This window comes from Deltaproteobacteria bacterium (genome assembly GCA_016208165.1).
In the GTDB taxonomy this organism is placed as follows: domain Bacteria; phylum Desulfobacterota; class Desulfarculia; order JACQYL01; family JACQYL01; genus JACQYL01.
The window spans coordinates 24,864-51,012 of sequence record JACQYL010000126.1; the positions used below are offsets into that span (position 1 = coordinate 24,864).

Annotated in this window: 27 protein-coding genes and 1 pseudogene; 22 read left to right on the forward strand and 6 right to left on the reverse strand. The window is 55.3% G+C overall.

What is annotated here, in order from left to right:
* Positions 1-712: 712 nt before the first annotated feature.
* Complete coding sequence (locus HY788_22760) at positions 713-868, forward strand: hypothetical protein (GenBank protein MBI4776966.1); 156 nt, start codon at positions 713-715, stop codon at positions 866-868.
* Positions 869-902: 34 nt separating this feature from the next.
* Here HY788_22760 and HY788_22765 read toward each other — a convergent pair whose 3' ends face one another.
* Together HY788_22765 and HY788_22770 are read right to left on the reverse strand one after the other, a co-directional pair.
* Positions 903-1,874, reverse strand: coding sequence for a nucleotidyl transferase AbiEii/AbiGii toxin family protein (locus tag HY788_22765; protein ID MBI4776967.1), 972 nt, complete (start codon positions 1,872-1,874; stop codon positions 903-905).
* Positions 1,871-2,677, reverse strand: a complete 807-nt coding sequence (locus HY788_22770; GenBank protein ID MBI4776968.1) for a transcriptional regulator — start codon at positions 2,675-2,677, stop codon at positions 1,871-1,873. The genes HY788_22765 and HY788_22770 overlap by 4 nt, the downstream gene beginning before the upstream one ends.
* A 724-nt stretch (positions 2,678-3,401) precedes the next feature.
* Here HY788_22770 and HY788_22775 point away from each other — a divergent pair.
* Positions 3,402-3,740, forward strand: a pseudogene (locus HY788_22775) (thioredoxin family protein).
* Between the two features lie 343 nt (positions 3,741-4,083).
* Here the strand turns inward: HY788_22775 and rsgA are convergent.
* The 3 genes from rsgA to HY788_22790 form a co-directional block, all read right to left on the reverse strand.
* Entirely contained in the window at positions 4,084-5,184 is a 1,101-nt protein-coding gene (gene rsgA / locus HY788_22780; protein ID MBI4776969.1) for a ribosome small subunit-dependent GTPase A, read from the reverse strand.
* A gap of 279 nt (positions 5,185-5,463) precedes the next feature.
* Positions 5,464-5,733 (reverse strand): TIGR04076 family protein, encoded by a 270-nt coding sequence (locus HY788_22785; protein MBI4776970.1) that lies wholly within the window; start codon positions 5,731-5,733, stop codon positions 5,464-5,466.
* Between the two features lie 176 nt (positions 5,734-5,909).
* Positions 5,910-6,683, reverse strand: coding sequence for an amino acid ABC transporter substrate-binding protein (locus HY788_22790; protein MBI4776971.1), 774 nt, complete (start codon positions 6,681-6,683; stop codon positions 5,910-5,912).
* 876 nt (positions 6,684-7,559) lie between these two features.
* On the opposite strand from HY788_22790, the gene HY788_22795 reads away from it, so the two are divergent.
* The 17 genes from HY788_22795 to HY788_22875 all read left to right on the forward strand — a co-directional run bounded on the left by HY788_22795 (position 7,560) and on the right by HY788_22875 (position 21,955).
* Positions 7,560-8,498 carry a tetrahydromethanopterin S-methyltransferase gene (locus tag HY788_22795; protein ID MBI4776972.1) on the forward strand — a complete coding sequence of 313 codons (939 nt, stop codon included), beginning with the start codon at positions 7,560-7,562 and terminating at the stop codon, positions 8,496-8,498.
* Positions 8,499-8,574: 76 nt separating this feature from the next.
* The gene (locus HY788_22800) at positions 8,575-9,627 is read left to right on the forward strand and encodes a methyltransferase (GenBank protein MBI4776973.1); all 1,053 of its coding nucleotides are present in this window, start codon (positions 8,575-8,577) and stop codon (positions 9,625-9,627) included.
* 26 nt (positions 9,628-9,653) lie between these two features.
* Positions 9,654-10,322, forward strand: a complete 669-nt coding sequence (locus tag HY788_22805) for a corrinoid protein (GenBank protein MBI4776974.1) — start codon at positions 9,654-9,656, stop codon at positions 10,320-10,322.
* A gap of 319 nt (positions 10,323-10,641) precedes the next feature.
* A complete protein-coding gene (locus HY788_22810) occupies positions 10,642-12,675 on the forward strand; it encodes a DUF4445 domain-containing protein (GenBank protein MBI4776975.1) in 2,034 nt (677 codons plus the stop codon).
* A 54-nt stretch (positions 12,676-12,729) separates the two neighbouring features.
* Positions 12,730-13,047 (forward strand): hypothetical protein, encoded by a 318-nt coding sequence (locus HY788_22815; protein MBI4776976.1) that lies wholly within the window; start codon positions 12,730-12,732, stop codon positions 13,045-13,047.
* A gap of 567 nt (positions 13,048-13,614) precedes the next feature.
* Complete coding sequence (locus HY788_22820) at positions 13,615-14,550, forward strand: hypothetical protein (protein MBI4776977.1); 936 nt, start codon at positions 13,615-13,617, stop codon at positions 14,548-14,550.
* A 121-nt stretch (positions 14,551-14,671) separates the two neighbouring features.
* On the forward strand, positions 14,672-15,064 hold the full coding sequence (locus HY788_22825) for a hypothetical protein (GenBank protein MBI4776978.1): 393 nt from the start codon (positions 14,672-14,674) through the stop codon (positions 15,062-15,064).
* 345 nt (positions 15,065-15,409) lie between these two features.
* Entirely contained in the window at positions 15,410-15,748 is a 339-nt protein-coding gene (locus HY788_22830) for a hypothetical protein (GenBank protein ID MBI4776979.1), read from the forward strand.
* A 6-nt stretch (positions 15,749-15,754) separates the two neighbouring features.
* A complete protein-coding gene (locus tag HY788_22835; protein MBI4776980.1) occupies positions 15,755-16,039 on the forward strand; it encodes a hypothetical protein in 285 nt (94 codons plus the stop codon).
* A gap of 131 nt (positions 16,040-16,170) precedes the next feature.
* Entirely contained in the window at positions 16,171-17,106 is a 936-nt protein-coding gene (locus HY788_22840; protein MBI4776981.1) for a TIGR03905 family TSCPD domain-containing protein, read from the forward strand.
* A 119-nt stretch (positions 17,107-17,225) separates the two neighbouring features.
* Entirely contained in the window at positions 17,226-17,441 is a 216-nt protein-coding gene (locus tag HY788_22845; protein MBI4776982.1) for a hypothetical protein, read from the forward strand.
* Positions 17,442-17,818: 377 nt separating this feature from the next.
* The gene (locus tag HY788_22850) at positions 17,819-18,802 is read left to right on the forward strand and encodes an AAA family ATPase (GenBank protein ID MBI4776983.1); all 984 of its coding nucleotides are present in this window, start codon (positions 17,819-17,821) and stop codon (positions 18,800-18,802) included.
* Positions 18,803-18,843: 41 nt separating this feature from the next.
* Complete coding sequence (locus HY788_22855; GenBank protein MBI4776984.1) at positions 18,844-19,140, forward strand: hypothetical protein; 297 nt, start codon at positions 18,844-18,846, stop codon at positions 19,138-19,140.
* 13 nt (positions 19,141-19,153) lie between these two features.
* Complete coding sequence (locus HY788_22860) at positions 19,154-20,170, forward strand: GTP-binding protein (protein MBI4776985.1); 1,017 nt, start codon at positions 19,154-19,156, stop codon at positions 20,168-20,170.
* A gap of 67 nt (positions 20,171-20,237) precedes the next feature.
* Positions 20,238-20,483, forward strand: coding sequence for a thioredoxin family protein (locus HY788_22865; protein ID MBI4776986.1), 246 nt, complete (start codon positions 20,238-20,240; stop codon positions 20,481-20,483).
* Between the two features lie 3 nt (positions 20,484-20,486).
* Positions 20,487-21,494 carry a GTP-binding protein gene (locus HY788_22870; GenBank protein ID MBI4776987.1) on the forward strand — a complete coding sequence of 336 codons (1,008 nt, stop codon included), beginning with the start codon at positions 20,487-20,489 and terminating at the stop codon, positions 21,492-21,494.
* A gap of 161 nt (positions 21,495-21,655) precedes the next feature.
* Positions 21,656-21,955: an antibiotic biosynthesis monooxygenase gene (locus tag HY788_22875; GenBank protein MBI4776988.1), complete on the forward strand. Its 300-nt coding sequence runs from the start codon at positions 21,656-21,658 to the stop codon at positions 21,953-21,955.
* A 243-nt stretch (positions 21,956-22,198) separates the two neighbouring features.
* Here HY788_22875 and HY788_22880 read toward each other — a convergent pair whose 3' ends face one another.
* Positions 22,199-22,975, reverse strand: coding sequence for an enoyl-CoA hydratase/isomerase family protein (locus HY788_22880; protein MBI4776989.1), 777 nt, complete (start codon positions 22,973-22,975; stop codon positions 22,199-22,201).
* A 283-nt stretch (positions 22,976-23,258) separates the two neighbouring features.
* Between HY788_22880 and HY788_22885 the strand changes: the two genes are divergently transcribed.
* The 3 genes from HY788_22885 (at position 23,259) to HY788_22895 (ending at position 26,031) form a co-directional block, all read left to right on the forward strand.
* Positions 23,259-24,743 carry a SagB/ThcOx family dehydrogenase gene (locus HY788_22885; GenBank protein ID MBI4776990.1) on the forward strand — a complete coding sequence of 495 codons (1,485 nt, stop codon included), beginning with the start codon at positions 23,259-23,261 and terminating at the stop codon, positions 24,741-24,743.
* A gap of 68 nt (positions 24,744-24,811) precedes the next feature.
* On the forward strand, positions 24,812-25,552 hold the full coding sequence (locus tag HY788_22890; protein MBI4776991.1) for a HesA/MoeB/ThiF family protein: 741 nt from the start codon (positions 24,812-24,814) through the stop codon (positions 25,550-25,552).
* 122 nt (positions 25,553-25,674) lie between these two features.
* Positions 25,675-26,031 (forward strand): zinc ribbon domain-containing protein, encoded by a 357-nt coding sequence (locus tag HY788_22895; protein MBI4776992.1) that lies wholly within the window; start codon positions 25,675-25,677, stop codon positions 26,029-26,031.
* Positions 26,032-26,149: the final 118 nt, after the last annotated feature.

Sequence of the window (26,149 nt, forward strand, 5' to 3'; positions counted from 1 at the left end):
CGATTTCTTGTACCTGTTCGGGAGGGGTTTGGCCAACCTCTTCCACGACGATACCGGCGGAAACCGCTTTGTCGATCGCCTGAGGAAACGGCTGGGCGAGGCCGCAACACCCAGTTTTGCCTGGGGGTTGATTCGCAATCGAGGTGGCAAAGAAACCTGAGTTAAGCAGATCGGCAGTCACCCGGGCTGATCAGCAGAGGTAGACAGATTGTCACGGATAACGCATTCTCCGTTGAAGGTACCTGTTCACTGGGTCATAAGAAGCCTTTGTTTGTGGGGGGAGAACCCTGTTGGTCGTCACAAACAGAAAGGCGTTTCCAGTCCGTCTCACTCGTCGTACCATTAGGGATCGATGCTGATGGATGCGGCCCGGCCAACGTGTTGTCCGGGTGCGAAGGACAGGAGGTGACCGTACGTCTTAAATCCTAGTGCTGCGTGATGCTATACGCCGGGTGGGGCCTCTTGTTGCTGCGCAACGCAGACAACAAGTTGTCCGCGCCACCCCGCCCAAGATACCGCCATAGGACACAAGTATAGGCGGATTCCAAAAGGTTTCCCCTGATACCCCGTGAATGGATGGATGCCGTTGAAGAATAGAAACGCACATAATCAACACCGTGCCCCTTTCCCCAAAAAGGTGAACGCAAGAGGATTGATATAATGCAGGAATACGCGATTAAAAAGGCGTTATTAATATCATGTTGATTATGTTTTGCGTCATGGCCGCATCGTCTATTCCAAGGGAAACGCCCACATCATCGACGCCGTGTGCTGCGCGATGCCGGCCCGGGGGCAGTCCGTCCTCAACCAGGTTCGCGAGGAGACGGCTTCCCTGGTTCCGCCGGCGACCGACCCGGTGTTTATCTGAACACGAAGACGCAGCTCGATATGGCCTGATTTCGTCAGGACAACGCCTTGTGGCGCTTCACGTTGAGCGCCTTCCATTCGAGGAGCGGCTGAGAGCGTATCCGTTGCTGAAGAGATGTGTCGGCGGTCAAGAGTGTGGGGTCAATCACCCCTCGGTCCAAAAGCAAATCCAAGAACGCCCGCTCGGAATCCGTGAAGGGCAGGACCGCGGATAAACCTTCGCGGCATTCCCTTACAAGACGCGCTCCGTATTCAGTTGATTCCACTTGGAGCTCCGGCGAATTGACGCGCAGAGTGGGGATCAACCGCTTCGCCAATTCAATGGCGTCGAAGCCCACATCGTCCGCAGAGACCGTCCTCCAATCTTTCCTGTTCATCGCGCCGTAGACCACGAACCCGATGCGAAGGCGGCAGGAATCGAGGTTCCCCATTTGGAGAACCCGGTGGCTGTCGAACAGGTCCCGCTCCTGTTTGCGCGCGAGTAGCGCCGCCAGTTTCCCGGCCGCCAGTTCATGGTGATCCAGCACGGAAATCCCCGTGGCCTGCCAAGCACCGACGGAATGAGAGTCGCGGGTCGTCACCGGCCACAGCGGGAGACGGAACATGAAATTGATGTCCACTTCGAGGTTGCCGCTCCGGCCGGGGGCGTTTTCATACCGCAACGACCACTTGCCCCCGGCGTGTTCTTCAGGCATCCGCCTAACGGTGAAGCCCTCCCGAGCGAAAACCGCTTGAAAGGCCTGTTCGACCTTTGGACGTTCGGCGAGCATGCCATCGCGATCTTCGGCTCCCACATAGTTCAGATCGATGTCGATGGAGAGCCGGGGCACATCGAAAATGAAGAGATTCAAGGCCGTGCCCCCCTTGAGTACCAGCTTACCCTTGAGGAATGGGTGACTCCGCAATGCGTCCAACAGCCCCAACAAGTGGGCGACCTTTTCGAGCACATCCGGTCTGAAGCCCGTCGCCTGTGCTTCGGCTGCCAGCTTCTCAGGGGAGATTTTCATAGTACCTCCCCCCAGGCCCGTTCGAGGACTTCCCTCGGAACCACCAAGTTCCATTCCGACAGGAGTCGACCGGATTTTCGCCTGGAACGGTCCAAGTAATGAGGCTGTCGGGGGCGCATATCGTGAAGCGCCTTGAGGTGACGGTCTTCCACCATCAACGGTTCGCGATGCTGTTCCAGGAAGAACCCTACCTTCGCTCCGGTGGTCGCATTTCCGAGCAGGAGCGCGTACTCCAAGACCTTGTCGAGGTCGAAAAATTCGACGGACTCCAGCGAACGCCAGATTTCCTCCCAGCTTCCTGAGAGGTCAGGACGATCCAGGACGTCCACCAAGGTCCGCTCCAGACTCGCAACCCGCAAATTCATACCGGCGCGCTCCGCGGTCAAAACGCCGGCATGCACTTTTCCTGCGCGGAGGAGAGCATTTCGAAACTTCGTCCCTCGGAAAACATGGGAGCGGAACTTTAGAGGTCCAAGCGGGCGGGATGCCGAGTAGGTGAAATGTGTATAAACCGAGTAAGCTTTTCCGTGAAACTCCAGCGCCGTATGGTGCGACAACACCGAATCCGGCGTCAGCTTCGCGGCGACGAGGAACGGATCGACCGGATACGAATCCGTATCGGCTCCCGACGGGATGACGGCATACAACCCGCGCCGTATCCGAACGACCCGTCCGGCCTTCTGGTGATACGCCAAGAGGGACTCTTGCGCCCGTCCGCCGACTTCACCATGGGACGACAGATGTTTGGCCAGCTCTTCTCCGGTGAAAACCGGGTGCTTTCGGAAAAACTCATCATGTTTCATCGTCGGGATCCTTGACTTAGTTTCACGTTACCCATAGCCATTTTATGGGTTTTGGGTTCAATTGTCAGGCGCGAGGTTTTGGTTTCTTGACGACCTCACGCGAAACCCATCTTAAATTATGGGTTGCCCGCGTGCGCGTCAAGCACAGAACAACCCGCCCACCGACGTTCCTTCCCCGCCTCCGGTAGATAACCCCAGGGGCGGACTTTCCCCGCCACACGGCGCGAATGTCGCGCCCGCAAGGGCAAGAAACCGAGAGGACTCCGGTGGAAGCACGATCCAACCCGACACCCGACAGCCCGGCATCCGGGTCGGAAAAAAGGCGTACGGTGGTGATTTTGCGCGATTCTTTCTTTCATCATGCATGATACAATAACTTGGTAGTACGAAAAGAACGCATGGACGCATCCAGCGCGCTGCATCGCATCATCCGCCGAGGGATCGAAGTGCCAACCTCTTCCATGACGATACCGGCGGAAACCGGTTGGTCGATCGCTTGGGGAAACTGCTGGGCGAGGCCGCAACACCCTGTTTTACCTGGGGGGTTGGTTCGCAACTGAGGTAGCAAAGAAACTCGAGCTAAGCAGATCGGCGGTCACCCGCGCTGATCAGCAGGGGTAGACAGATTGTCTCGGATGATGCATTGTCCGTTGAAGAACAGAAACGCACAAAAACAACCCCGTCCCCATTACCGTTGACATTCGATTCCCGGAAAGAAAGTAGCATGAAAACCATTCATACGGGTTTCAACCCGGATTATGCGGAAAACGAACCGACACTCGATGAGGTTCGTGCATGAGTTGGCGACGCTATCCTCGAATTCGGTGCACCCTGGTGCGGGCACTGTCAGTCGGCGCAGCCCGCATTACAGGATGTGCTGGCCGAGCATTCAGAGCTGCCCCACATCAAGATATATGACGGAAAAGGTAAGCCTCTGGGCCGTGCGTTTCGGGTTAAGCTTTGGCCGACCTTGATCCTGTTGCATGACGGTAAGGAAGTGGCGCGCCTGGTTCGGCCTTTACGCGCTGACGAGGTACGGCGGTTGGTGACGCAATCCGAGTAGTTTACAAGAATTCATTGCACTTGATCGGCGAATGGTAATAGGGATGTTGTTTCCTTGTTGATCTGCAAACGCAAAGCGGTTATCGGATGCCCATGCCAAGGCAAGGTCGCATCGACGCCCCCCGGCGCGCTGCATCATATCGCTATCCGAGGAATCGAAAGGCGGACGATTTTCGAGGATGATAATTAGCGGACGGACTTTCTTGAACGACCGGCCGGCCATCTCCCGCGCGGCGAAGAGGGCGGAGGAGGATGAAGAGTTCATCGCGGCCGGAGGAGCCGTTCGGGAACTGCTCCAGACCGAGATAAGTCAACAATGAAACAACGTCGCCTTTCTCCCTATTTCATCTCGTTTTTTTCATGGCTTTAATTTTCAAGGCGACCTCTTTCCAGCGCTCCTTTTCCACACGGTCAGCACTTTTGTGCCGGCGATGGGACAGATATTCCAGTTCACGTTTCATTTTCCGGTAGTTTTCCAGCCTGTCCCTTGAGATTTCACCTTTATCGACTGCCGCGAGGACCCGGCAGCCGGGCTCGTGGGTATGGCTGCAGTTTGTAAAACGGCATCCCAGACCTAGCTTTTCAATCTCGGGAAACGCAGCTTCGATCCCTTTATCAACTTCCCAGAAGGCAATTTCCCGGATCCCGGGGTTATCGATCACCATTCCCCCCTGGGGCATCATGATCAGATCCCGGGAGGCGGTAGTGTGTTTACCCTTGCCCACATGGGTGCTTATGGAACCGGTAAGCTGTACGGTTTTACCGTAAAGCCGGTTCACCAGGGTGGATTTGCCCGCCCCGGAAGACCCCACCATGGTAGTGGTCCGGCCTGGAGACAGATAGGGTTCCAGAGAGGTCAGGCCTGTGTCATCCGATGCCGAAACCAGGTGTATGGGAACGCCGAATGCCACGGCTTCTAATTCACTGGCGAAATGCTCCGGGTCCTGGTGAAGATCTGCTTTTGTCAGAATGATGACAGGATGCAGGCCGCAGTTGTAGACCAGGGTCAAGTACCGCTCTATGCGGCGCAGGTTAAAATCCTGGTCAAGGCCGCACACGATACATACGGTATCGAGGTTTGCTGCAATTACCTGTTGCTTTTCCGGCTGTGCGTCCTGTTTGTTACGCGTGCCTGAAGCGCCTCTGGATAAGGCGTTCTTTCGTACCAGCACCCTGGAAATCACAGCATCGGTCATGAGGACCCAATCCCCTGTGACCGGAACCATGCCGTCGGCGTCATGTTTGAGCCTTCCGGCCAGGGTGGCAAGGCATTCACTTTTACCGTTGCTTGTGCGAAAGCTGTTTTTTCTTACCCCGACCACTCTGGCGGGGATAAAGCCGTCGTTGGAAAAGTGTTCCAGCTGTGTCTGAAAATGGGACGTCCATCCCATCTGTGAAAGGTGATGAATGTCGTCGTTTTTATTTGTATTTTGTTTGATGCTCATGGTTGAGTCCTACCTATCTTTACCTATCATTTTACCGATTTCTGTCGGCGCATGAAACCGCACAAGGCAGAAACGCAGCCCACAGCGCCGGCGCTTTTGATTATCTTTTGATATCCGGATGCAGGCGACGTTGCCGACAGAGGAGGCAACTATAGTGGTAGATTCTCAATCAGAGATCCGCTCATTCCCCGGAATTTTCGAGTCTCAAGCCGTTCACCATGGACGGCGGAGAGACCGAACTATCTCGCTACAAACCATCCTTCACGGTTCCGCGCCTCGCTACAGCGGTTGAAGAACCAGGGTCACCAGATTGTGGCGGTCCGGGCATTCGAGCGTGAGATGTCCTTCCGGAGCCCAGGGGATCGTTCCTCCGAACTGCAGCACCGATAAGTACGGAAACAGATCATGGTAGAAGAATCCGCAGAGACCGCCGGCGTTCCAGCAGCTCAGTTTGAAATGGTCTCCCGGCTTGTGACCGGCTCCGCAGGTTCCCTTGACGGAAACGATTTCGGCCTGGAATTCCTTGAACGTCTCCGGTGTAACGGCCATGCTTTCCCTCCTTCACGTAACGAACCCGTTCGCCTGAACGAATCGATACTGTGTTGCGACGCTTGAACCCCCGTCATGGCCTATCGCCAGTCCTGGGAACTGTAGGGCGAAGTCGGAAAGCTCTCGAATTCCGAGCTGTGGTCGGACGCGGCCACGACTTGCAAGGGCGGCGTCCGCTATCGCAACCATTTCTCGGCGATTTCCCCAAGTTCACTCGGACTAAATTGGGCGATTCCCTTGTTGAGGATATCCAAAAGGACCTGATTGCCCTTCTTTACCGGCAGGGTCATATGCCCCTGATCCACCGGCAATCCTACCCGTTTGACTCGGTCTCTCAGGTTGTTTTGGGTGAGGACGTAATACACGACCAGTTCATCCATGACAATGGCGTCCAAGCCGCCCGCGGCGAGCGTCTTGATGGCGTCCGGATAGTCCTTGAAGCCTTCGGGTTTTAAACCGGCGGCTTCACATAGCACCTGCCCCGAGTCGCCTTTAACGACCCCCACTTTCGTCTCCTTCAGATCGTTCAACCCGGCCGGCTCCTTGGAAGATTGCGCCTGAATGAAAATGTAGGTGTTGATGTCCATGTAATGACGTGAGAAGTCGAAGTATTCGGCGCGTTCTTCGAGAGGGAAGATGCCGGCGAGGGAGTCGTACTCGCCCTTCTTGAGCCCTTCCAGCTGACCATTGAAGTGTGTGGGGGAAAAGACCACGTCGAAACCGAGTTTGCCGGCCAGACGAGTCCAGTAGTCCACGGAAATTCCCTGGGCGCGACCATCTTCAGCCACAAAACCAAAAGGCGGGTAGTCATTGAATGCGCCTACCTTAATGGGAGCGTGCTGTTTCAGCCAGGCGGATTCTTCCGGGGTGAGCAGATCATCGGCCTTCGCCCAGGGAAAAGAAGCCATGGTTGCCAAGATGAAAACAATCAGAAGCAGGCGTTTGTTCATGGCGCGTATTCTCCTGTTTCATTCCGGTGTTCGCACCGGAGCCGTGTGAAGCATCCGGCTCCAGGTACTTTCAAAGGCACATCGGCAACGTGCTCCTACCGAGCGCCTCCCCGTACCATTTGCGCTGGAGGTTGTGTAAACAGCGCCCGGTAAGGTGGAGGCGCGGGCTCGACCCCTGTCCGGGAACGGCGAATGAGGCCGAGGTTCCGTGACGCGCCGCTTCGCCCGGCGACCAAGGGGTGGCGTCTGCTTATAGTATCGAATATAGTCTCAGCAAAGCGGCTCCGTCCACTTTTAAAGCGGCTTGGCTTTGTTTTCTATCTCATAAAAGCCGGGTATCACCGTTCTTGCAAGCATGTCGGGTCTCGAGCCGGAGAGCTTCGGGGGCATCGGTTGATCCACGTGTCCGGGGCCGGAGTTCAGAAGGCGTTTTGCACTCAGCGAGAGGGATTTCGAAAGCCCTGTCCTAGCCGGGGCCGGGCGTTTGGCCAATCTTCCCGGATATCGGCCATAAGGGACGCTGAGCCGGGTCATAGTCCTCCGCCCACTGAAAAATCGTCCAAAGACCACTGAAAAATCGTCTTTTGGACTATGGCGAACTTGGGACGTTTACATTTATAACACAATCAGCGTCTCAGGGTTTTCTTTCTGTTTGTTTTCATGAAATGCCCTATGGAAAACGTACCGACCGGAACCTGGTGAGGGATGAATCGAAAACGAATTTGCCCTTTCCCATCAATCCGCCGATTGCATCGGCAGTTTCAACCATCGTCCGTTCACCGGAACGACCCATTCATACATAGCTGCATCGGACCCTTTAGGAAGAGAGGGGTCTTTGCCCTGCAAAAGATTAACATCCAGAGATAAGGAGGAACCATGTTTCAACTTGCGACGAAACAACAGGTAGTGGATATCGGAGGGGTCAAGGTCGGTGGACAACCCGGCGAGTATCCGTGTGTATTGTGCTCGTCCATTTTCCAGAAGGGTGACCGTGTATTTGAAGGAAAGAAACGGAAAGAAGGTTTCAACGAAGCGTATGCCAGAGAACTTCTCCAGAATCAGGATAAGTTGGCCAATGAAACCGGAGTTCAGGGCATGGCGGACATCGTGGCCAACACGGGAGAGGAGTTTAAGCGATTCATCGATTTTGTGGTGGAGAACTCGACAATGCCTTTCTGTGTCGACGCGTGGGTCATGAAGCCCAAACTGGAAGGCGTCAAATACTGTGCGGATCAAAATCTCATGGACCGCATGTTTACCGTGTGGGAGCAAGACCTCGAGACGGAGATTAAAGAGATCGCGGCCATGGGCGTAAAGAACGTGTTGCTCGTTGCTTTTGATCAGGAAGACCAAATGCCGAGCGGCCGGATTTCGGGTACGCAGAAACTCCTGGACGCCATTGAAAAAGCCGGAGCCAAATTCAATACCATCGTAGATACGTCCGTTATGAACGGGCCCGCCACAGCGTTCTGTTCCATTGCCAACCGGATGGTCAAGGAAAAATGGGGTTTCCCGGCTTCAAGCGCCCCCAGCAACGGCTCCTACATGTGGAAAGCCGCACGGGAGATGTGGGGATTCAAGGGGTGGAGCGCTACGGACGCGGCCCTCGAGAGTCTGGCGGCGTTTACGTTCCACGACATGATTTTTAGCGGTCCCATGGCCGGAGCGGCGCGTCTGTTTCCCGCGGTTGCCCTGACCGAAGCGTTCCTGGCCGCCTATGTTTTCGGAGAAACAAAGAAGCTGCCGGCATTGGAGACGCATCCGCTGTACAAGCTATTCCCGGACTTCGCAGAGCAGCTGAAGGGTATGCAATAACAAAACAGCCTGCCGGCAAGGCAGGATGATGCACGCTGTTGACAAAAATCCAGTTAGAGGAAAGGAGTGGCGATTAATGGCCGATTTGACACCTAAAGAACGCGTAATGAGGTTGCTGAAAAAAGAACCCATCGACACCATGCCTTTTTTCAGTGGCATGGGCATGGTGGTTATGCCTGGGATCAAGAAGAGCGGATATAAGTTCGCCACCGTGCATACGAGCGCCGAACGTCTGGCCAGGTCGGCGATCTGGTCCGCGCGGTTGATGGGATTTGACTGTGCGGTGGTTCCCTATGATATGACGATGGAATCGGAAGCCATGGGCAACAAGATCAGCCTCTATGAGAATTCCGAAGACATTCTGTACCCGACCATTCCCCACAAACAGTGGAAGTCCATGGACGAAGTGGTGATTCCCGACGACATCATGAGTCGAGGTCGCTTGCCGCTCGTGTCCGAGGCCATCAAGATTATCAAGAAAGAAGCGCCGGAACTCGCCGTCGGCGCTTGGGTGCTGGGTCCGTTCACGCAGATCGGACAGATCCTCGAGCTGGACATGATCCTCAAGGCCGTGTTTAAAGAGAAGGCCAAGGTCGAGTCTTTGTTGGCCAGAATGTCGGATTTGTGCATTCTGGAAGGCCAGACATGGCAGAAAGCCGGCTGCGACTACATCACCTTGAGAGAGCCCGGTGTTGCAGCGGACCTGTTGAGTCCACGAACCTTCCGCGATGTGATCAAACCCTGCCTGACCCGTATTATCGACGGGTGGAAGTCACCCAAACTGCTCCACATCTGCGGCTCTACGGATCCTCTGATCGAAATGATGAACGAATGTCATGCGGACGGTCTGACCGTGGACATCAAATGCAATATCAAGGAAGCGCGGAAGAAACTGGGTAACAACGTATTGTTGATGGGCAACCTCGACACGTACAACATCACCTGCAAACCGGAAACCACCAAGGACCAGGTTGTGGCCGCCATCAAGCAGACGATCGAAAACGGTGTGGATGCCGTCATGCCCGGATGCGATTTGTGGCCGGATATCAAAGAAGAGAACATGTTGGCTTGCGTCGAGACGACGCATAAGTATGGAAGAAAGCCCAGCCCGGCAGTGGGAAGGCTCTAAAATAAGTTGCTAAAGGAGAACCGATTATGGCGACAAAAGAAGAGATTATGAAACATCTCAGCGACGGTGTGGTGAACTATCAGGAAGAGGAAGTCAAAGAGTGGGCGCAAAAAGCGTTGGATGAAGGCGTTCCTGCGCTCCTGGCCATTATGGACGGTCTGGCCGCAGGCATGGAAATCGTTGGTGATCTGTACGAGCGCAACGAATACTTCGTGCCGGAAGTATTGATGTGCGCGGATGCGCTGTACGCCGGGCTGGATATCCTTCGTCCGCATGTTCCGGAACATGACACCGAGGTCAAAGGCCAGGTGGTGATTGGTTCCGTCCAGGGTGACGTTCACGACATCGGCAAGAATCTGGTCAAGATGATGTTCGACGTGGGCGGGTTTACGGTTCACGACCTCGGCCGTGACGTGCCCCTCGAGAATTTCGTGGAAGAGCAGCTCCGCACGGATTCCGAGATCGTGGCCATGAGCGCCATGATGACCACCACCATGCTCGGCATGAAGAAAGTCATCAAAATGATCAAGGAAAAGAACCCGAACGTGGCCATTATGCTCGGAGGAGCCCCGGTGACCAAAGACGTATCCAAGCTCTTCGGAGCGGATGGATACGCCGAAAGCGCGGGCAACGCCGTGTCCGAAGCGATCAAGATGATCGGCCGTCTGCGTGAAGTCCAATCGGGACAGGTGTAACGGACTCCATTCGACAGCGGCGAAAACAGGGAGAGCCGCTTTAAAACGGCTCGTCCTGCCGGTCGGACAATGTACCGCGGCGGTGTAGTTTTCGTGTCCCCTGTTTGACCTCGTGTCGAACGGTGGGGGTGGTTTCTCCCAGGGGGAGCGAATGCGAAATCGGGCGCCTTTTTGTGGGGAGCGGGAAACATCCTGCGACAACGGCGTCGTATGACCGGCCGGTTATGGGACCGGCTTAACAGTAAGAACGTTCGCCGTCCTGAAAGTGACAGATCATAATCTCGGAGGAAACAACTTAATGGCAATAGACGACACGGCAATGGTCATCTTCCAGCCGTCGGCGCGCAGGGGACGCGTGAAGAAAGGTGTGAACATCATAGAAGCGTCCAGGGAGTTGGGCGTGGACATCGAGGCTCTGTGCGGAGAGAAGAAAGTCTGCGGAAAATGCAAGATTCGCATCGAGGAAGGCTATTTCGAGAAGTACGGCATCGAGTCCCACATGTCCCACGTGTCGGAATGGAAGGAAGAGGAAGACAAGTTCATCAAAGGAGTCGAGAAGGAACAGGGCTACAGGCTGGGGTGCGTGGCTGAGATCCTGGACGATGTACTCGTGTTTGTACCTGAAGAGTCGCGTGCCGGTAAGCAGGTGGTCAGCAAGGCCGCCCGCGACATCTACATCAAACTCGATCCTGCGGTTAAGATGTACTACGTGGAATGTAGTCCGCCGACGTTCGAGGATCCTTTGGGGGACCTCGAGCGCATTGAAGACCAGCTGACCCGGGAGTACGGCCTGAAGGAACTGAGCGTGGACATCTTTTGTCTGCGTCAACTTCCCATGGCGATTCGGGAGGGGGGTTGGAAGGCCACGGTGGCGGTTTGGAATGATAAGGAAATCATCCGTGTGCTTCCCGGCAAGGTGGAGAACCACTGGGGGCTGGCCGTGGACGTCGGCACCACCACCGTGGCCGGATATTTCTGTAACTTGGCCACGGGCGCCGTATTTACCACCCGATCCATGATGAATCCTCAATGCAAGTACGGCGAGGACGTCATGGCGCGTATCACGTATCACATGATGAACGAAGACGGCCTGGAGAAGATGAGCAATGAAATCATCCAGGGACTGAACACCATTATTGACGACGTGATCACGGCTACTTATCCCCCGAAAAAGAAAAAGAAGAAAGGGGAAGAAGAGCCCGACGACGAGCTCGAGGACACGGTAGAACGGGACGTATACCCGTGTCTCAATAGAGAAGACGTGGTGGACATGACCATTGTGTTTAACACCGCCATGCACCACATCTTGTTGGCCTTGAATCCTGAGTTTGTGGGATTGGCGCCATTTCCCCCCGTGCTGCACAAGAGCCTCGATATTAAAGCCCGCGATCTGAACCTCAAGATCAACAAGAGCGCCTACGTTCATGTGCTGCCAAACGAGGCCGGATTTGTGGGTGCGGACAATGTGGGCGTACTCATAGCCGAGGAGCCGTACAAACACGAAGAGATAGAGCTTCTTATCGACATCGGCACCAACGGCGAGCTGGTGCTGGGTAACAAACACAAGCTGATCTCTTCGTCCTGCGCCACGGGGCCGGCCCTGGAAGGAGCTCAGCTCTCTTTCGGTATGCGGGCGGCGCCGGGAGCTATCGAGCGCATCGAAATCGATCCGGAAACCCACGAGGTCAATTACAAGGTTATCGGGCACGATGCCTTTTCCAAGTACGCCGAAAAGAAAGACCTGAAGACCAAGGGTATTTGCGGATCGGGGATCCTGGATGTACTGGCGGAACTTTACCGCTCCGGTGTCATCAATAAAGCAGGCCGTTTCAGCTCGGCGCAGAAATCCAATCGCTACCGGGTGAATCCGGAAACCAAACAACCGGAATTCGTAATCGCCTGGGCCGATGAGACTTCCATTAAGAAGGACGTGGTGATCAGTCAGAAAGACGTCCGGCAGATCCAGTTGGCCAAGGGCGCTTTACATTGTGGATGCCTACTGATGATGCGCCGGATGGACATCGACGCTGTGGATACCATAAAGATTGCGGGCGCGTTCGGTACACACGTGGACCGGACCAAGGCCTTGGTAATGGGGCTGTTCCCGGATTGCGAGATCGAGAAAATCCACTCTGTCGGTAACGCGGCGGGCGACGGAGCGCGGTGCGCGCTGTTGAACAAAGAAAAACGCGTGGAAGCCAACTGGGTGTCCCGGAACGTGGAGTACATCGAGTTGACGGTGGAGAAGGACTTCCAGCAGCAGTTCATGGAAGCTATGCAGATACCGCATATGAAGAATCCCTTCCCCCATTTGGAGGGTGTTGTACCGTCCGAAATCCTTCATCAAAAATAGGAAAAGCAGATCTTGCGCCCCCAGGGTTCTCCCTGGGGCGCATTTCAACCAATTATGAAAAAAGTACATGTAGATCCGGGTATTTGTGGCTTTGAATGTACCATAACAACCGTAAGGCGGGACCGACAGATCGTCCAGTTGACGATTGAAAGCGAATGCAAGCAGATCCAAAAACTTGCGGAGGCGGTGAAGGAGCTGGAGTTGCGGGACATCGTGGGAAAGCCGTTCGGCCAAAGCGGATTGGTTTCCGCGGCTGGTCGGTGCAAGCTCCACGCCGCGTGTCCGATTCCCACAGCTTGCATCAAAGCGGCGGAGGCGGAATTGGAAATGGCGCTTCCCCGGACCGTAACCATCGAATTCCAGCAGGAATGACCGGGCGGGAAGAGGATATCGTCCTCAGCCGTCGGTCGCCACACCGCCGGAGCATGGTGGATGGTGTTAGTAAACGGACGTTCGATGAGGCGCCCTCAGGTTACGTTTGAGGAGAATCCAAACTGTGGGGCTTGGAGGCAAGCCGGGGCCGCCGCACGGGATCGAGGTGTTATGACGGACAGGGTGTCCGGCACGGTCTCATCACCCATTCACACCTATTCATAGTCGAGTTGCGGCGTGATCGAGAGGCGTCGCTCGCTGCGAAGACCGAAGTACCCATGCAGTTGCCCTCTCGCGGCAACATGCCGGGATTGATCGTAGGAGGCTTGCGCCCGACCAAGAAACACATTTCGGACGGCAGTGGACGGGTCCTTCACTCAGGCCGAAAATCCCACAGTGGAGCGTTTATCCTTTAACCGGTGTTGCGAGCGCAACGCCATGAGTTGTCTTCCGATCTTAAATCTATCCCGAAGGGGGGCGGGCAGCGGCTGGGATCGGAGGGAGCTGAACCGACTAGTGCGACGGTATCTGGGCAAAATACGATCTAAACAGCCAAGGAGGTACATTATGGCGAAACAGATGCTCATAGACGCTATCCGTGGAAAGCGAACGCCGACTGCTCCGTGGGTTCCTTATTCAGGCGTGCACAGTGCGTTTCTGATCAACGAACCCGCGGACAAGTTTATGCAGGATCCCAAACTGCTGGCCAAAGGCGTGGTTGAGGCGGCCAGGCGTTACAAAGCGGACGGTGTTCCTCTGGCTTTCGACCTGTCCGTAGAAGCCACTTCCATGGGATGCGGCATTAAGTGGTGGCCTGATAACGTTCCCAGCGTAACCTCTCACCCCTGCGCCAAATGCACGGTTGCAGAAGCCGGCCTCAAGATCCCGGGCCCGACCGACGGTCGCTGGCCGGTGATCGTGGAAGCGGGAAAGCTTGCCAAACCCCAACTGGACGAAATGGACTGCGCCATGATGGGCCTCCTGTGCGGCCCCCTGACCCTGGCGGCTCACCTGAAAGGTGTCAAAGTTTTTACGGACGTGTACAAAGATAAAGCGTCCGCGCACGACGTCTGCAAGTTCGCAGGCGAGGTGGGTGCAAAGGCCGCTGAAATCTACGCGAGTATCGGCTGCGACATTATCGCTGTCGTGGATCCCGTGGCTTCCCAGATCAAAGACGAAACCTTCCGCGAATTCGTAAGGCCGTACGCGCAGCCCGCCATCAAGGCCATCCACGACGCGGGCAAGACGTCGAGCTTCTTCATCTGCGGCGACGCCACCAAAGTGATGGAGTCCGTGGCTCAAATCGGAACCCATGGCTTCGCCATCGACGAACAGCTTAACATGGTGTTCGTGCGTGACATTGCCAGAAAACATGGCGTTGGATTCGGCGGAAACCTCAAGCTTACGTTGGCCCTCTCTCTGGGGCTCCTTTCGCCGCGTGAGGACGCCATTGTCAGTCTGGCCGCCGGAGGCAACGAAGGTTACTGCTTCGCACCTGGGTGAGACATGCCCTATGATGTTCCGGTGGAACACATGGATCAGGCGTACGAAGCGAAAGCTTGGATCGATGAGTACTACGCCAAGTACCCTAAATCCTGGTAAAAAGTAGCCGAGGAGGAATATAATGGCCAACGATAAGATCCACATAGACATTCTAACGCTGGACAGCGTGCAATGTGCGGCGTGTGGCTACATGACGGAAGCCATCGCAGCGCTGCCCGAGGATGTCCAACGCATGATCGAATACAAGGAATGGTCGATCAAGAATAAAGACGGCATAGGCAAGTTCCTTGAGTTGAAAGGCAAGGTGCTGCCTTCTATCTGTATCCAGAGGGACGTTGTATTTGAAAGCATCATCCCTCAGTACGAGGAACTCATCGACGCCATGGCCAAGAGGGCGCCCAGTAAGGAAATGAGCGATCGGCTCAAATCCCTGAGAAATACGGGTTTCGACTTTGACAAGATCCAGGAAAACCTCGCAAAAGCGGGGGCTGGCCTCCACACGAAGGCCATTTGATCTCGAGCCGCCTTTTTGTGCCGGGCTCGCTTTGATCGAGGCGTTTCCTGATCTGAAGCCCCAGGCCTTTGGGCCTGAGGCTTCACCCGAACGTTCCGCCCGTTTTGGTGTCAGGACGGCGGCGCGCTTTGTCGAGATGTCGTCAGTCAAGCATGACCGTATAAAACCGCTTCAAGGGCCGGCGGGATGATTCCCGCCTGTTCCTTGAAGTTTAACTCATGCCGGACGGTGTTCGGTCGCGTGAGAGCGATTCCGTTGAGGCATGAACCTCCTTCTGCAGGACGTATGCGGAGAGCCCGGCGTACGAAGGTAAACTGCACAATCGGCAATCAAGGAGTTGTAGCGTTGAAGCAGCTTCACATGGAAATCATTTACCAGGGAGAACACTGCCCTCATTGCTACTATATGCGGGAGGCTGTCCAAACAATCGCTCCCCGCTTCGGAGACCAGGTTCGGTGGACATTGATCGAGTATACGAAAAGCAAGGTACACGCCCGGCGGTTTTACGAACTGTCTCTGGATTTGTACGGAAGAGAAGAAGTGCATAAACGCTTTCGGTGTGCGCCCATTCCTTCGCTTTTTTTTGACGGCAAACTGGTTTTCGATGTTATTCCACGGCTCGATGAGCTGGAAGAGTCTATCAAACGCTACCTGAATAACGGGGAAATCCTGGCATGCGGGTGATTCTTCATGTCCCGAGTGCATGTTGAAGTCATCTACGAGGGAGATCACTGCATTCCCTGCGTGTATATGGCCAATGTCGTTGAAGCCGCGACAGCGAAATTCGATGACGAGGTCCGATGGAACAAGGTGGTATTGAGGGAAAAGGCGGGTGCGAAACGGTATTACGAGCTTTCCACCGGCCTGGGAAGGCCGGCGCCTATCCCATCGATATTCATTAACGGCAAACTGTGCTTCAACATCACGCCTTCCGTTGAAGAATTGGAAGCGGCGATAAAAGAAACAAACGACTAAGCGGCGGTAACGGTGGCGGAAAGAACTAACCGGCGAGAAAACTGCTTTAGACCACTCCTTCACCGGGACTTCGTGCATCCCGGTTGACATCCGGATCAAGACCATCCTGAACCGCCCTTATTTTCAGCGCCATGTATATTTTCAAGACAAAAGGAGTATGCGCCCGGGAGATCCACTTTGACCTCGAAGGGGACACGATAAAGTGGGTCCGATATGTCGGCGGCGGATGTCCGGGGAATGCCGAGACCGTTGCCCGTCTTCTGAAGGGCGAGCGGGTCGAACGGGTCATCCCTTTACTGAAGGGGATTCCCTGCCGCGAAAAGGGATCATGTCCCGATCAGTTGGCCCATGCGTTGAGCCTGGTCCGGGAGGGATTGCTGGAAAAAGCGCCGCCCATACCGGTTCAGGAAGATCCGGAAATCCGATCCCGGGTGTTTGTGCTCGCGGAATTGAACGGCGACCTCGAGTCGCTGGAGCATTTCTGTCGGGAAGTGGAGAGCGGGCGTCCTGATGCGGTGTACTGCCTGGGAAATCAGGTCATGCGGGGCGGCTCCAACGATGCGGTGGTCGAACGGGTCAGAAAAGAAGAATGGATATGCGTTCAGGGTCCGGCGGATCGAATGGCTGCGCTGGGAAACGACGGAATGGAAAAGAAAGAGGGAGCCGGCGAATTTTTCCTGAAAGCGGTAAATCGGGATTGTCTCCTGACATTGCCCCTTATGTGTGTGTTTCAAGTCGGCTCCAGCCGGTGTCTGGCCTTCTATGACGGCTTCTTGCAAGATTTGGACGGCTTTTCGGATTATTCTCCGTATTCTACGGAGCTGATCGTAGTGAGTAACTTGAGCGACTATCTTCAGGACGAAGACGTGTTTCCCGCCGTCGAGACGATGACGCGGCAATTCAGCGTGGACGCGGTTCTCTTCGCTCACACCGGGAGGAATAAGCACGTCCGGCTGGGAACGGTGGATTTGGTGAACGTAGGCGCCCTCAACAAGGAAGGCCGACGTAGCTATGCGGTTCTGGAACAAGAAAACGATGAACTGGCCATATCGTTTCGCCGGTTTTGACGGTTGTTCCGACGCCTGGAAGATGGAGAGGGTTTCGGCTCTTATCGGAGGTCCTCATGGATAAGGTGGTTGTAGACGTACTGCTCACCGATTTTCGTCAATGACTGGCGTGCGTCTACATGGCGGAGTCGGTAAAGGCTTTACCGGAAGAGATACAGGACTTGATCGAAATCCGTGAATGGGACATGCGAACACGGGAGGGCGTGGCTCGATTCAAGGAACTGAGAGCCAAGATGCTTCCGAGCGTGGCCTTGAACGGCCGGCTCGTGTTCGAAGCCAACATTCCTCCCCAGGAAGACTTGGTCCAGGCCATCAAGGACCGCTACTCCGGTTGAATCGGAGGCCGGGAGCGGAAGATCGCCATCACCGTGAAAGGGTATGAATTCAAGAAGAGACGCCGGCGGCATTGCGAAAACCCATCGCCTGCGCGACTTCGCATTTGAGGACAACGTATATAAAGACTGCAGAGTCGGGTTTCCGTTTTCAATAAGGGCCTGGGAAAAGGCACTTGCCTGTTGATGTTCTATGGAGCCGGAAACATGGGGCTTCGTAAGGCCCATGATAAACGTGCGGCCGGGGTGGATTGTCATAACAAGTGGTGTAATCTTTCTCCCACGGCCACTTCCCGGAGCGGTTAATCCGGGGAGCCGGTAAGGCGGGGTCGCGAGCGGCCGAACAGGAATTGGAGACCGAACGTTCGAGGTTGAACTAGATGCTATTCTTAGAGAACTTCAGGGCTAGGGGTTTCAAGTCGTACGCGGAAGAAGCCGACGTTACCTTTAATCCGGGAATCGGTGTGATCATTGGAAACAATGGCGTGGGCAAATCCAACATCCTCGATGCCATAACCTGGGTGTTAGGCGAGGATGATCCGAAGAAACTGCGTTGCTACAAAACGGAGGATTTGCTGTATTCGGGAAGTAAAAACCTCGCTCCCGCTCAACAGGCATGGGTGGAGCTTCGGTTCAAGGAAGGTCCCGAGAAAAATGCCTCCGCGTTTACCGTTTCCCGCGCCCTGGAACGATCCGGGGCTGAAACGTATCAGGTCGGAAACGAGCGGTTGGACGGCGAACGCTACCGGCGGCGCCTCTATGATCTCGGTCTGGGAGAGGCGCTGAAAACGCTGGTCCGGCAAGAGCAGATCAACGATTTCCTCGACATGCACCCCGCGGATCGGCTCTCTTATTTTTTGCAGTTCACGGGCGTTCCAACGGAGGGTTCTTCTGAAAAGGAACGGCTCGATCGATTCAACGAGGAATTCCGGTATCTGTTCAAACAATTGATGTACCGGGGGGACGCCAGGTTGTTGCTGGAGTCCTACAACGGCAGGTCCGGCCTGGAAATCGAAATCGTGTTCCCGGACAAGGGGGCCAAAGTGGCCCGGTTCGTTTCGGGGGGCGAAAAGACCGTTACTTCGCTTGCCGCCAAATTGGCCCTGTTCGGTCAACTGCAGAGCCCTTTTTATCTCCTCGATGAGGTGGAGCCGTCTTTGGATTGGACCAATCATCGAAGCATGTCCAATCTGTTTAAAGAGCTGGCAAGAAAACGCCAACTGATCATCATTACGCATCTCAGAAGTACGATACAGGTGGCCGACACGGTTCACGGCGTTCGAACCCACTTTGACGGAAGTTCCTGGATGAAATTTCATTTCGTGATGGATAAGCGGCTGTTGCGGCTCTACAAATGCTGCTAGATGTTGGTAATGAACGACAGACGATCAATAGATGAGAGTGTATGGACGGAGAAAAGGCTGTAGCGACACTGAAAGAAATTGCCTTAGACAAAGAACTGCCCCACACCGAGTATGCTCTTTTCGGAGTCCGGTGTCCCTATTGCGGTAAGATGGATCGTATCCGTCCCCTCGAACACCCGGACGAGATCGAGGAGATATTGGGAGAAGATCTGTTACGTTACCGGACAGCGTGGGGGATTTTGGCTCGGCAGGATCGTGAGGTGGGAATCTGTTGGTTTTGCAGGCAGGTTATCAAATTGGAGGAAGATATGACCATTGCCGGGCCGTTTGAGGAATAAGGTGACCAGCGTGATGGGAAAGTCAGGACATGGAATCGGCCGTAAGGTCGATGTACTTCTGCTTGCCGGGTTTCTGGGAGCCGGGAAGACTACCCTGCTCAAACGGATTCTCTCGTGGGACACCGATTTGAGCGGTACTGTCGTAATCGTGAACGAGTTCGGCGAAGTGGGCGTTGACGGGTCTCTCCTCGAGGGCCTCGGGTCGGATGTGGTGGAGCTGACCAGTGGTTGTATCTGTTGCACGCTGAGTTCGGACCTGGAGCAGACCCTTGTAAACGTTTGGGAACGCTATGCGCCACGCCGTGTCTTCATCGAGGCCACAGGGGTTGCCGATCCAAAGGCCGTCTCCGCTGTACTTCGGACGCCCCGGTTGTGCGACCTCATGGAGATCCGAAAGATCATTACGGTTCTGGACGCCGACTTCTGGGAAGCGCGGGAGGTGTTCGGCCCGTTGTTCTATCACCAGCTCGAGGAGGCCCATCTGATCCTGTTGAACAAGATCGATCTCCTGAAGGAAGACCAGGTGCCGGTCTATTTGAACGAGATTCATGAAGCTATTCCCCATTGCCGGGTGGTGCCGACGATCCAGTGCAGGGTGGACCCGGAAACTCTCATGGCGTATCCGGAAGCGGAACAGGCGATGATGGAGCCGGGAGGTTTCTTCCGGACCGTATCTCCGGCTGGAGATTGTTGCTCAGAGGCCCATGACCACGCTCACCGCTGCGCTGATCGGGGACACGAGCATCCCGTGGACGCCTCGGAGGCCGGCTACGCCGCGTTTTCATTCGTGGAGACACGTCCCCTGGTCGAGAGCTGCTTCAACCGTTTCATCGAAGACCTGCCTTGGGAACTGTTTCGTTTGAAGGGTACGGTGCGCTTTGAGGATCGGGTCGCCATGCTTAATTTCGTGGGAGGCAAGAGCGAGTGGACCGGATGGAAAGGGGCTCCTGAAACCCGTCTGGCGTTTGTGGGCTGGAAAGTGGACCGAGAGAAAACGATCGGGAAGTTGCGAAGTTGCGTCTCAACCTGATGTTTGAGGCCTTATTGAACCGCCTCTCGGCGGGAATAACGACGAGCGAGCCACGGAGGAATAATCGATGAAAATCCAGGTGCTTGGTCCGGGGTGCAAACGATGCGATCAGTTATACGATAATGTCCTTTTAGCCTTACGGGAGCTGGATCTGTCCGACAAGGCGGAGTTGGCCCAGGTCAAGGATATAGACGTATTTGCAAAATACGGGGTGTTCGTTACCCCTGCCCTGGTGATCAATGATGACGTGGTATCGGTCGGCAAATTGCTTTCAGTTTCTGAAATAGAGGATGCGCTAAAAGCGAGGGTATAGAGCATGGGGACCGCGACCTTTGTGTACCTGATCACGGGTTTTCTCGGATCGGGAAAGACCACCTTGTTGAATCGGGTCATCCATCAATTTCCGAAAGACCGCAAGCTGATGATCCTTATGAACGAGTTCGGCGAGGTGGGTATAGATGGTACACTGGTGGAAAACGAAGATCTGGAAATGATGGAGATCAGTAAGGGGTCGATCTTCTGTGCGTGCGTGAAAACGGACTTTGTAAAGGGCATGTATTCCATCTCGCAGGAAATCCGGCCTGATATCCTGCTCATCGAGTCTACGGGCGTGGCAAATCCAACGGATCTGAAAAGGGATCTAAAGCTTTCTATTTTCAAGAATCGCTTTTTGTTCAAAGAGCAGATCTGCGTTATTGACGCCGCCCATTTTCTGGGCGCCTACGGAGCGTTTCAGTCCATCGAAAAGCAGTTGGAATCTTCCACCCTGTTCCTCGTCAACAAGGTGGATACGGCGGACCGGGCTACCATCGATCGGATCAAGGATGTGGTGAAGACGCATCACCCCGATCCAACGTTTTACGAGACGGTCTACGGCGATATCGATTTCTCGTCCATTTTCTTCTCGGATGAAACGGAAAGGCCGAGTTCCCAAATCGCGGAAGGAGAACCCCTGACGCCGAGCCAGTTGGATGAGTATGTGGAGGCTCTGCTGGACGATCCGGAAGCTCAGGTGACTCCTCCCGACAGACTGCTTTCCGCGGTGTATAAATGGGTGGGAAAGGATCTAGAAACCATCAGGAAGTTTGCGGATCGTCTGCCGCCGGCGGTTGTTCGGTCCAAAGGTTTTCTGAGTGGAGACGGGGGGACATACCTGTTCAGCTACGTAATGGGCGACTGGGAACTGAATCCCCGTGAGATTTCGCCGGAGCGATGCACCCAAAAGGACCTGATCGTTTTTATCGCTCCTCCGGAATCCTTGAAGGAAATTGAGATATTGGCAGGGCAATTCCAACTTGTGACAGCCACTGGATCGAGTAACTAACGAGTTTCAAAGGCCTCCCTCGCTTCTCCATTCTTACTGCGTCCGGACGCAAGAGGTTCTTATTGACTAAGGCTGGTTTTTGTACGAACATTGCCGCGGTCGATTTCGTTTTGAAGTCACCGTGAGGCAGAAGACAACCACGAACGACGGGGAGGAGCTCTATGATCACTATTGTGGCCATGTTGGAAGCGAAGCCGGGCAAAGAGGAAGAATTGAACAAAGCGTTGTTGGAGCTGATCAAGCCTACCCGAAAGGAAGCGGGCTGCATCAACTACGACCTGCACCGATCCGAAGACGATCCCAAGAAGTTCTTCTTTTACGAGAATTGGACCGGTAAGTCGGCCCTGGACGAGCACATGGCCTCTCCGCATTTGACCGGGTTCGTGAAAAGAGCCAAAGAGTTGCTGGCCAAACCGCTGGATGTTAAGTTCTATAAGATGGTTTCGGAACCCGCCGGTTAGAAAGACCTGACGTTCCTATGAACGGCCAAAAGACCGGGAACCCGTTTCCGGTCTTCTTTTATGCAGGTTTGGATCCCTCGTTGCCGGACGGGCCCGCCCTCGATCCCTCTCGGGTTGAACGATGGAGGGCGGGCGGACCATCACCCCAACGATCGGTGGCGCGTTCCAAACCTCGTTTTTTTCGAGGACCAGGGGTGACCTCCGGGAGCGGTTCAGTCGGGATACGGGAACCGGGTCATCGGGTCAGCGATGTTTCCAAACCGGCGCACGCTTTTCGAGAAACGCTTGAATGCCCTCTTGAGCATCTTCGTAGGCCAGGTCGTAGGAAATGACATCCTTGGCATAAAAGAGCGCATCGGTCTCCGCCATCTCGATTTGACGATAAAACGAGGCCTTGCCCGACCGGACGGCGACACGGCTGTAGGTCGCAATGGTGCGGGCGATCTCGTATGTTTCTTCTTCCAGGCGATCCGCGGTGCAAACCCGGCTGATCAGTCCATGTTGCAGCGCCTCTTTGGCCGACAAGACTCGTCCCGTGATCAACATATCGAGCGCTGTCTTTCGTCCTACGCAACGGGTCAGGGATATCATCGGCGTGGTGCAAAACAGGCCGATTTTGACTCCGGGGGTGGCGAAGCGTGCGTTTTCCTCCGCTATGGCAAGATCGCAGGCCCCCACCAACTGGCACCCCGCGGCGAACGCGGCTCCGCGTACGCTTGCCAGGACTGGGACGGCAAGCCGATGCAATTTTTCCATCATTTCGGAACATCGGGTGAACACGTTTCGATAGGAGAGCAGGGAACCACCCACCAGTTCCTTCAACAGATGTCCGGAACAGAAATTTTTTCCGGAACTCTCGATGACCAATACCGATACATCCTTGCTCTTTTCCAATCCCTCTATAACCGTTATAATCTCCTCGATGAGTTCGAGAGACAGGGCGTTGGCCGTGTCGGGCCGATTCAAAGTAATTCTGGCCAGCGAATCTTCTTGACTGTATAGAATGTTCTTGAAATCCATAACCGTAGCCTTTCCTGTTTGAAGTGCGAATTGCATGCCGGGCCCGGACGACTCGAACCCGGAAGCGCCGAGTCTAGATTACATATCGTCCCCTCCGACCGGTGTAAAGAAGTTTCCAGCTCATGACCGGAAGGGGGTATCGAGGGATGGTTGGAGGTTGCCGGACACCCGGTGAAAGGGACCCTGCGAACGGCTGAATCGATCCGGCGCCGCGGGATCCCGTAAGCGAGTATTCGCTGTACAGGCAGCGCCCGGTCGGTACGTCGAACAAAAGGAGTCTCGAATGGGAATTCGAGGTAGCGAGTATCAGGATCAAACCGCCTACGACCGGTATGGCATGTCCGGCGGTGGACTGGATTGGGGGAATCAGCCTTCCGTGTTTCGAGAATACCCGCATCTGCCGGTGTATCCCCTGTCCGAACCGCCGGCCTGGCCCGAGGGGAACGTTTGGCAAGTGATGTGCGGTCCCGAGATCACGCCGAAGGAAGCGGAGTTTCTTCCTGAAAATCTGGCTGCCATTTTGTATCTTTCCGGGGGGGTGACGGCCCGAGCCAAGCATGGACACGACTGGTTCTACTACAGAGCGCCGGCCTCCGCGGGAGCACTCTATCCATTCGAGGTGTACTGCGCGACGTGCGGCGTCCGATCGTTGGAAGACGGGTTATATCACTTTACAGTGAGCCGTTCCGGGCTTTCCCTGCTTCGCCAGGGGAACTTCACGGAGTCGCTGGACCGTCTCGTGGATGCATCCGAACCATCCGGGAAACCATCCGTGATCTTCGTGCTTTCGGCTATATTCTTCCGCAGCGCCTGGAAGTACCGGGAACGTGCATACCGCTATTGCCTGTACGATACAGGACATCTTCTGGAGAATCTGTTGCTCTCGTTGAAATTCCTGAGCATTCCGTTCGATCTGCATCTGGATTTCGGAAACGCTGAAGTCGAACGGCTGTCAGGTATCGACGACGAGCAAGAGGGCGCGTTGGCGCTGGTTCGAGCCTATTGGAGATCCGGTGGCCCCGTTTCCGTTTCAGCCGAACAAGCGGCTTCTCCCGTGTCCTTTCAAGCCGGCCCCTTGTGTCCGGGGATTCGGACGTTCGACAAGATCGTCGGCGTGCATCGGGAAACGGGTTCCGTTGACTCGGTAGCGTCGGGCGGTGAAGAACCGGGCAAAAAGGGTCCATGGCTTTGGGAGGCCGTGCCGGAGGCGGAAGGGACGATGGATTTTCCCTCCTTTGTGGAAACGGTTCAAACCAGGCGATCGAAGCGGAATTACGTTGTCCGGCCCGTGTCCAAAGGCCGGCTGGGAACGTTGCTCGGATTGATATTGGGTCCGAGCGACTCGGATCTGTACCGCGGACCAAGGCCGGATCTGGGTATACTGGTCGGAGATGTGGCCGATACGGCGCCGGGGTTTTATCGGATCGATCCGCGCACCCGGCAAATGGCCCTGGTAAAGGAGGGGGATCTGCTGCGAGACATGGCCGATGCCGCCTTGAACCAGATGTGGCTTGCCCGGGCCGCCGTTCTCCTGGTGATGTTTGCGGATTTGAAAAAGATCGAGGATCGGTACGGTCCCCGGTCCTACCGGCACCTCATGTTGAAGGCGGGCATGCTGGGACAACGGGTCTACCTGGCCGCCACGGGTCTGGGAATGGGCGCTTGCGGAATCGGCGCTTTTTATGACGCCGAGGCCGCAAACGTCCTGGGATTGGAGCCTGCGGAACGGGTGCTGTACCTGGTGGCGGCCGGGCCCGTGAAAAGGTAGCCGTCGCGATCGGGATGACGCCTCTCATGAGGATTGGGTCAAGCACGGATGGACACGGGAGTTCACTCATGATTACCCGGAAGGAGCGTGAGCGGTACGAGCGGCAGATCATGCTGGCCGATTTCGGTGAAGCGGGACAGGAGAAACTCAAACAGGCCCGAGTACTAATCGTCGGAGTCGGGGGGCTCGGATGCCCGCTGGCCTTATATCTGGCAGCGGCCGGCGTGGGCGCGATCACCCTGGTGGATTATGACCAGGTGGAATGGTCCAACTTGAATCGCCAGATTTTGCACTGGGAAGACAATGTGGGCGACGATAAAGTGAGATCCGCCGCGGAAAAGATCCGGCGGCTGAACTCGGCGACGGACGTCCGCGAACTCGGGGTATCTCTCTCAGCCGAAAACGCGTCCGAGATCGTATCGCGCCACGATCTCATACTGGATGCGTTGGACGATCTGCACGTTCGTCAAATTCTGAACCGCGCCGCCGTTCAAGCCCGGATACCCATGATCTATGGGGGCATCCATGGCATGAACGGTATGACCACCTGGATTCTGCCCGGGCGGACACCCTGTTTGAAGTGTCTGTTTCCCGAGCGGCTGGACAACGAGAAATTTCCCGTACTGGGCACCACTCCCGGAATCGTGGCCATGATCCAGGCCACCGAGGCCGTCAAGTATCTGGTAGGCATGGGGAATTTGCTTGCGGGCCGATTGCTCGTTTATGATGGGCTTGCAATGACGTTCTCCGAGATCGAAGTTCTAAGAGATCCGAATTGCGTTGTGTGCGGCGGAATTGAACCCGCATGATACGGCCCTGGTAATGGTATCCCCAAGAGACCTTCGAAACACGAAAGCCAAGCGTACGCCACGGATTGTACCTCTTTGGATGGAACCCGGGCGGCGCTTTTACGGAAATGAGGGAATCCTTCATGCCCATCTATGAATATGAGGCCGTCTCGCCGGAGGCATCGTGCGACCGGTGCCGGCATGGTTTCGAAACCGTTCAATCGCTGCGGGAAAAACCGCTCGAATGCTGTCCCGACTGCGGAGCGGGAGTCAAACGGGTGCTGTCCCGGTGCCGGGCCCTGGTGGTGGAACATTCCGAGGTACAGACACATGTGGAACAGCGATTGACTTCGTATGAAAAGGAAGGGAAGTGGAGTCATGCCGCGGAGCTGGCGGACAAGCACTCCGAGAAAACACAAGACCGGCAAATGAAAACCAGGGCGCTGGAGAATTACAGAAAAGCCGGATATGATGTAGACTCGATGACCAAGAGTTCCTGAGCCATTTAACCCTTTTGATGAAGGCGAGCTTTATCCCGGGTTACCACAGGCGTAACGCGCGTCCGGGCCAAGGTGAGTATACTTGAAGCAGGGTTCCCGGATGTGCCGGTTGGTCAAA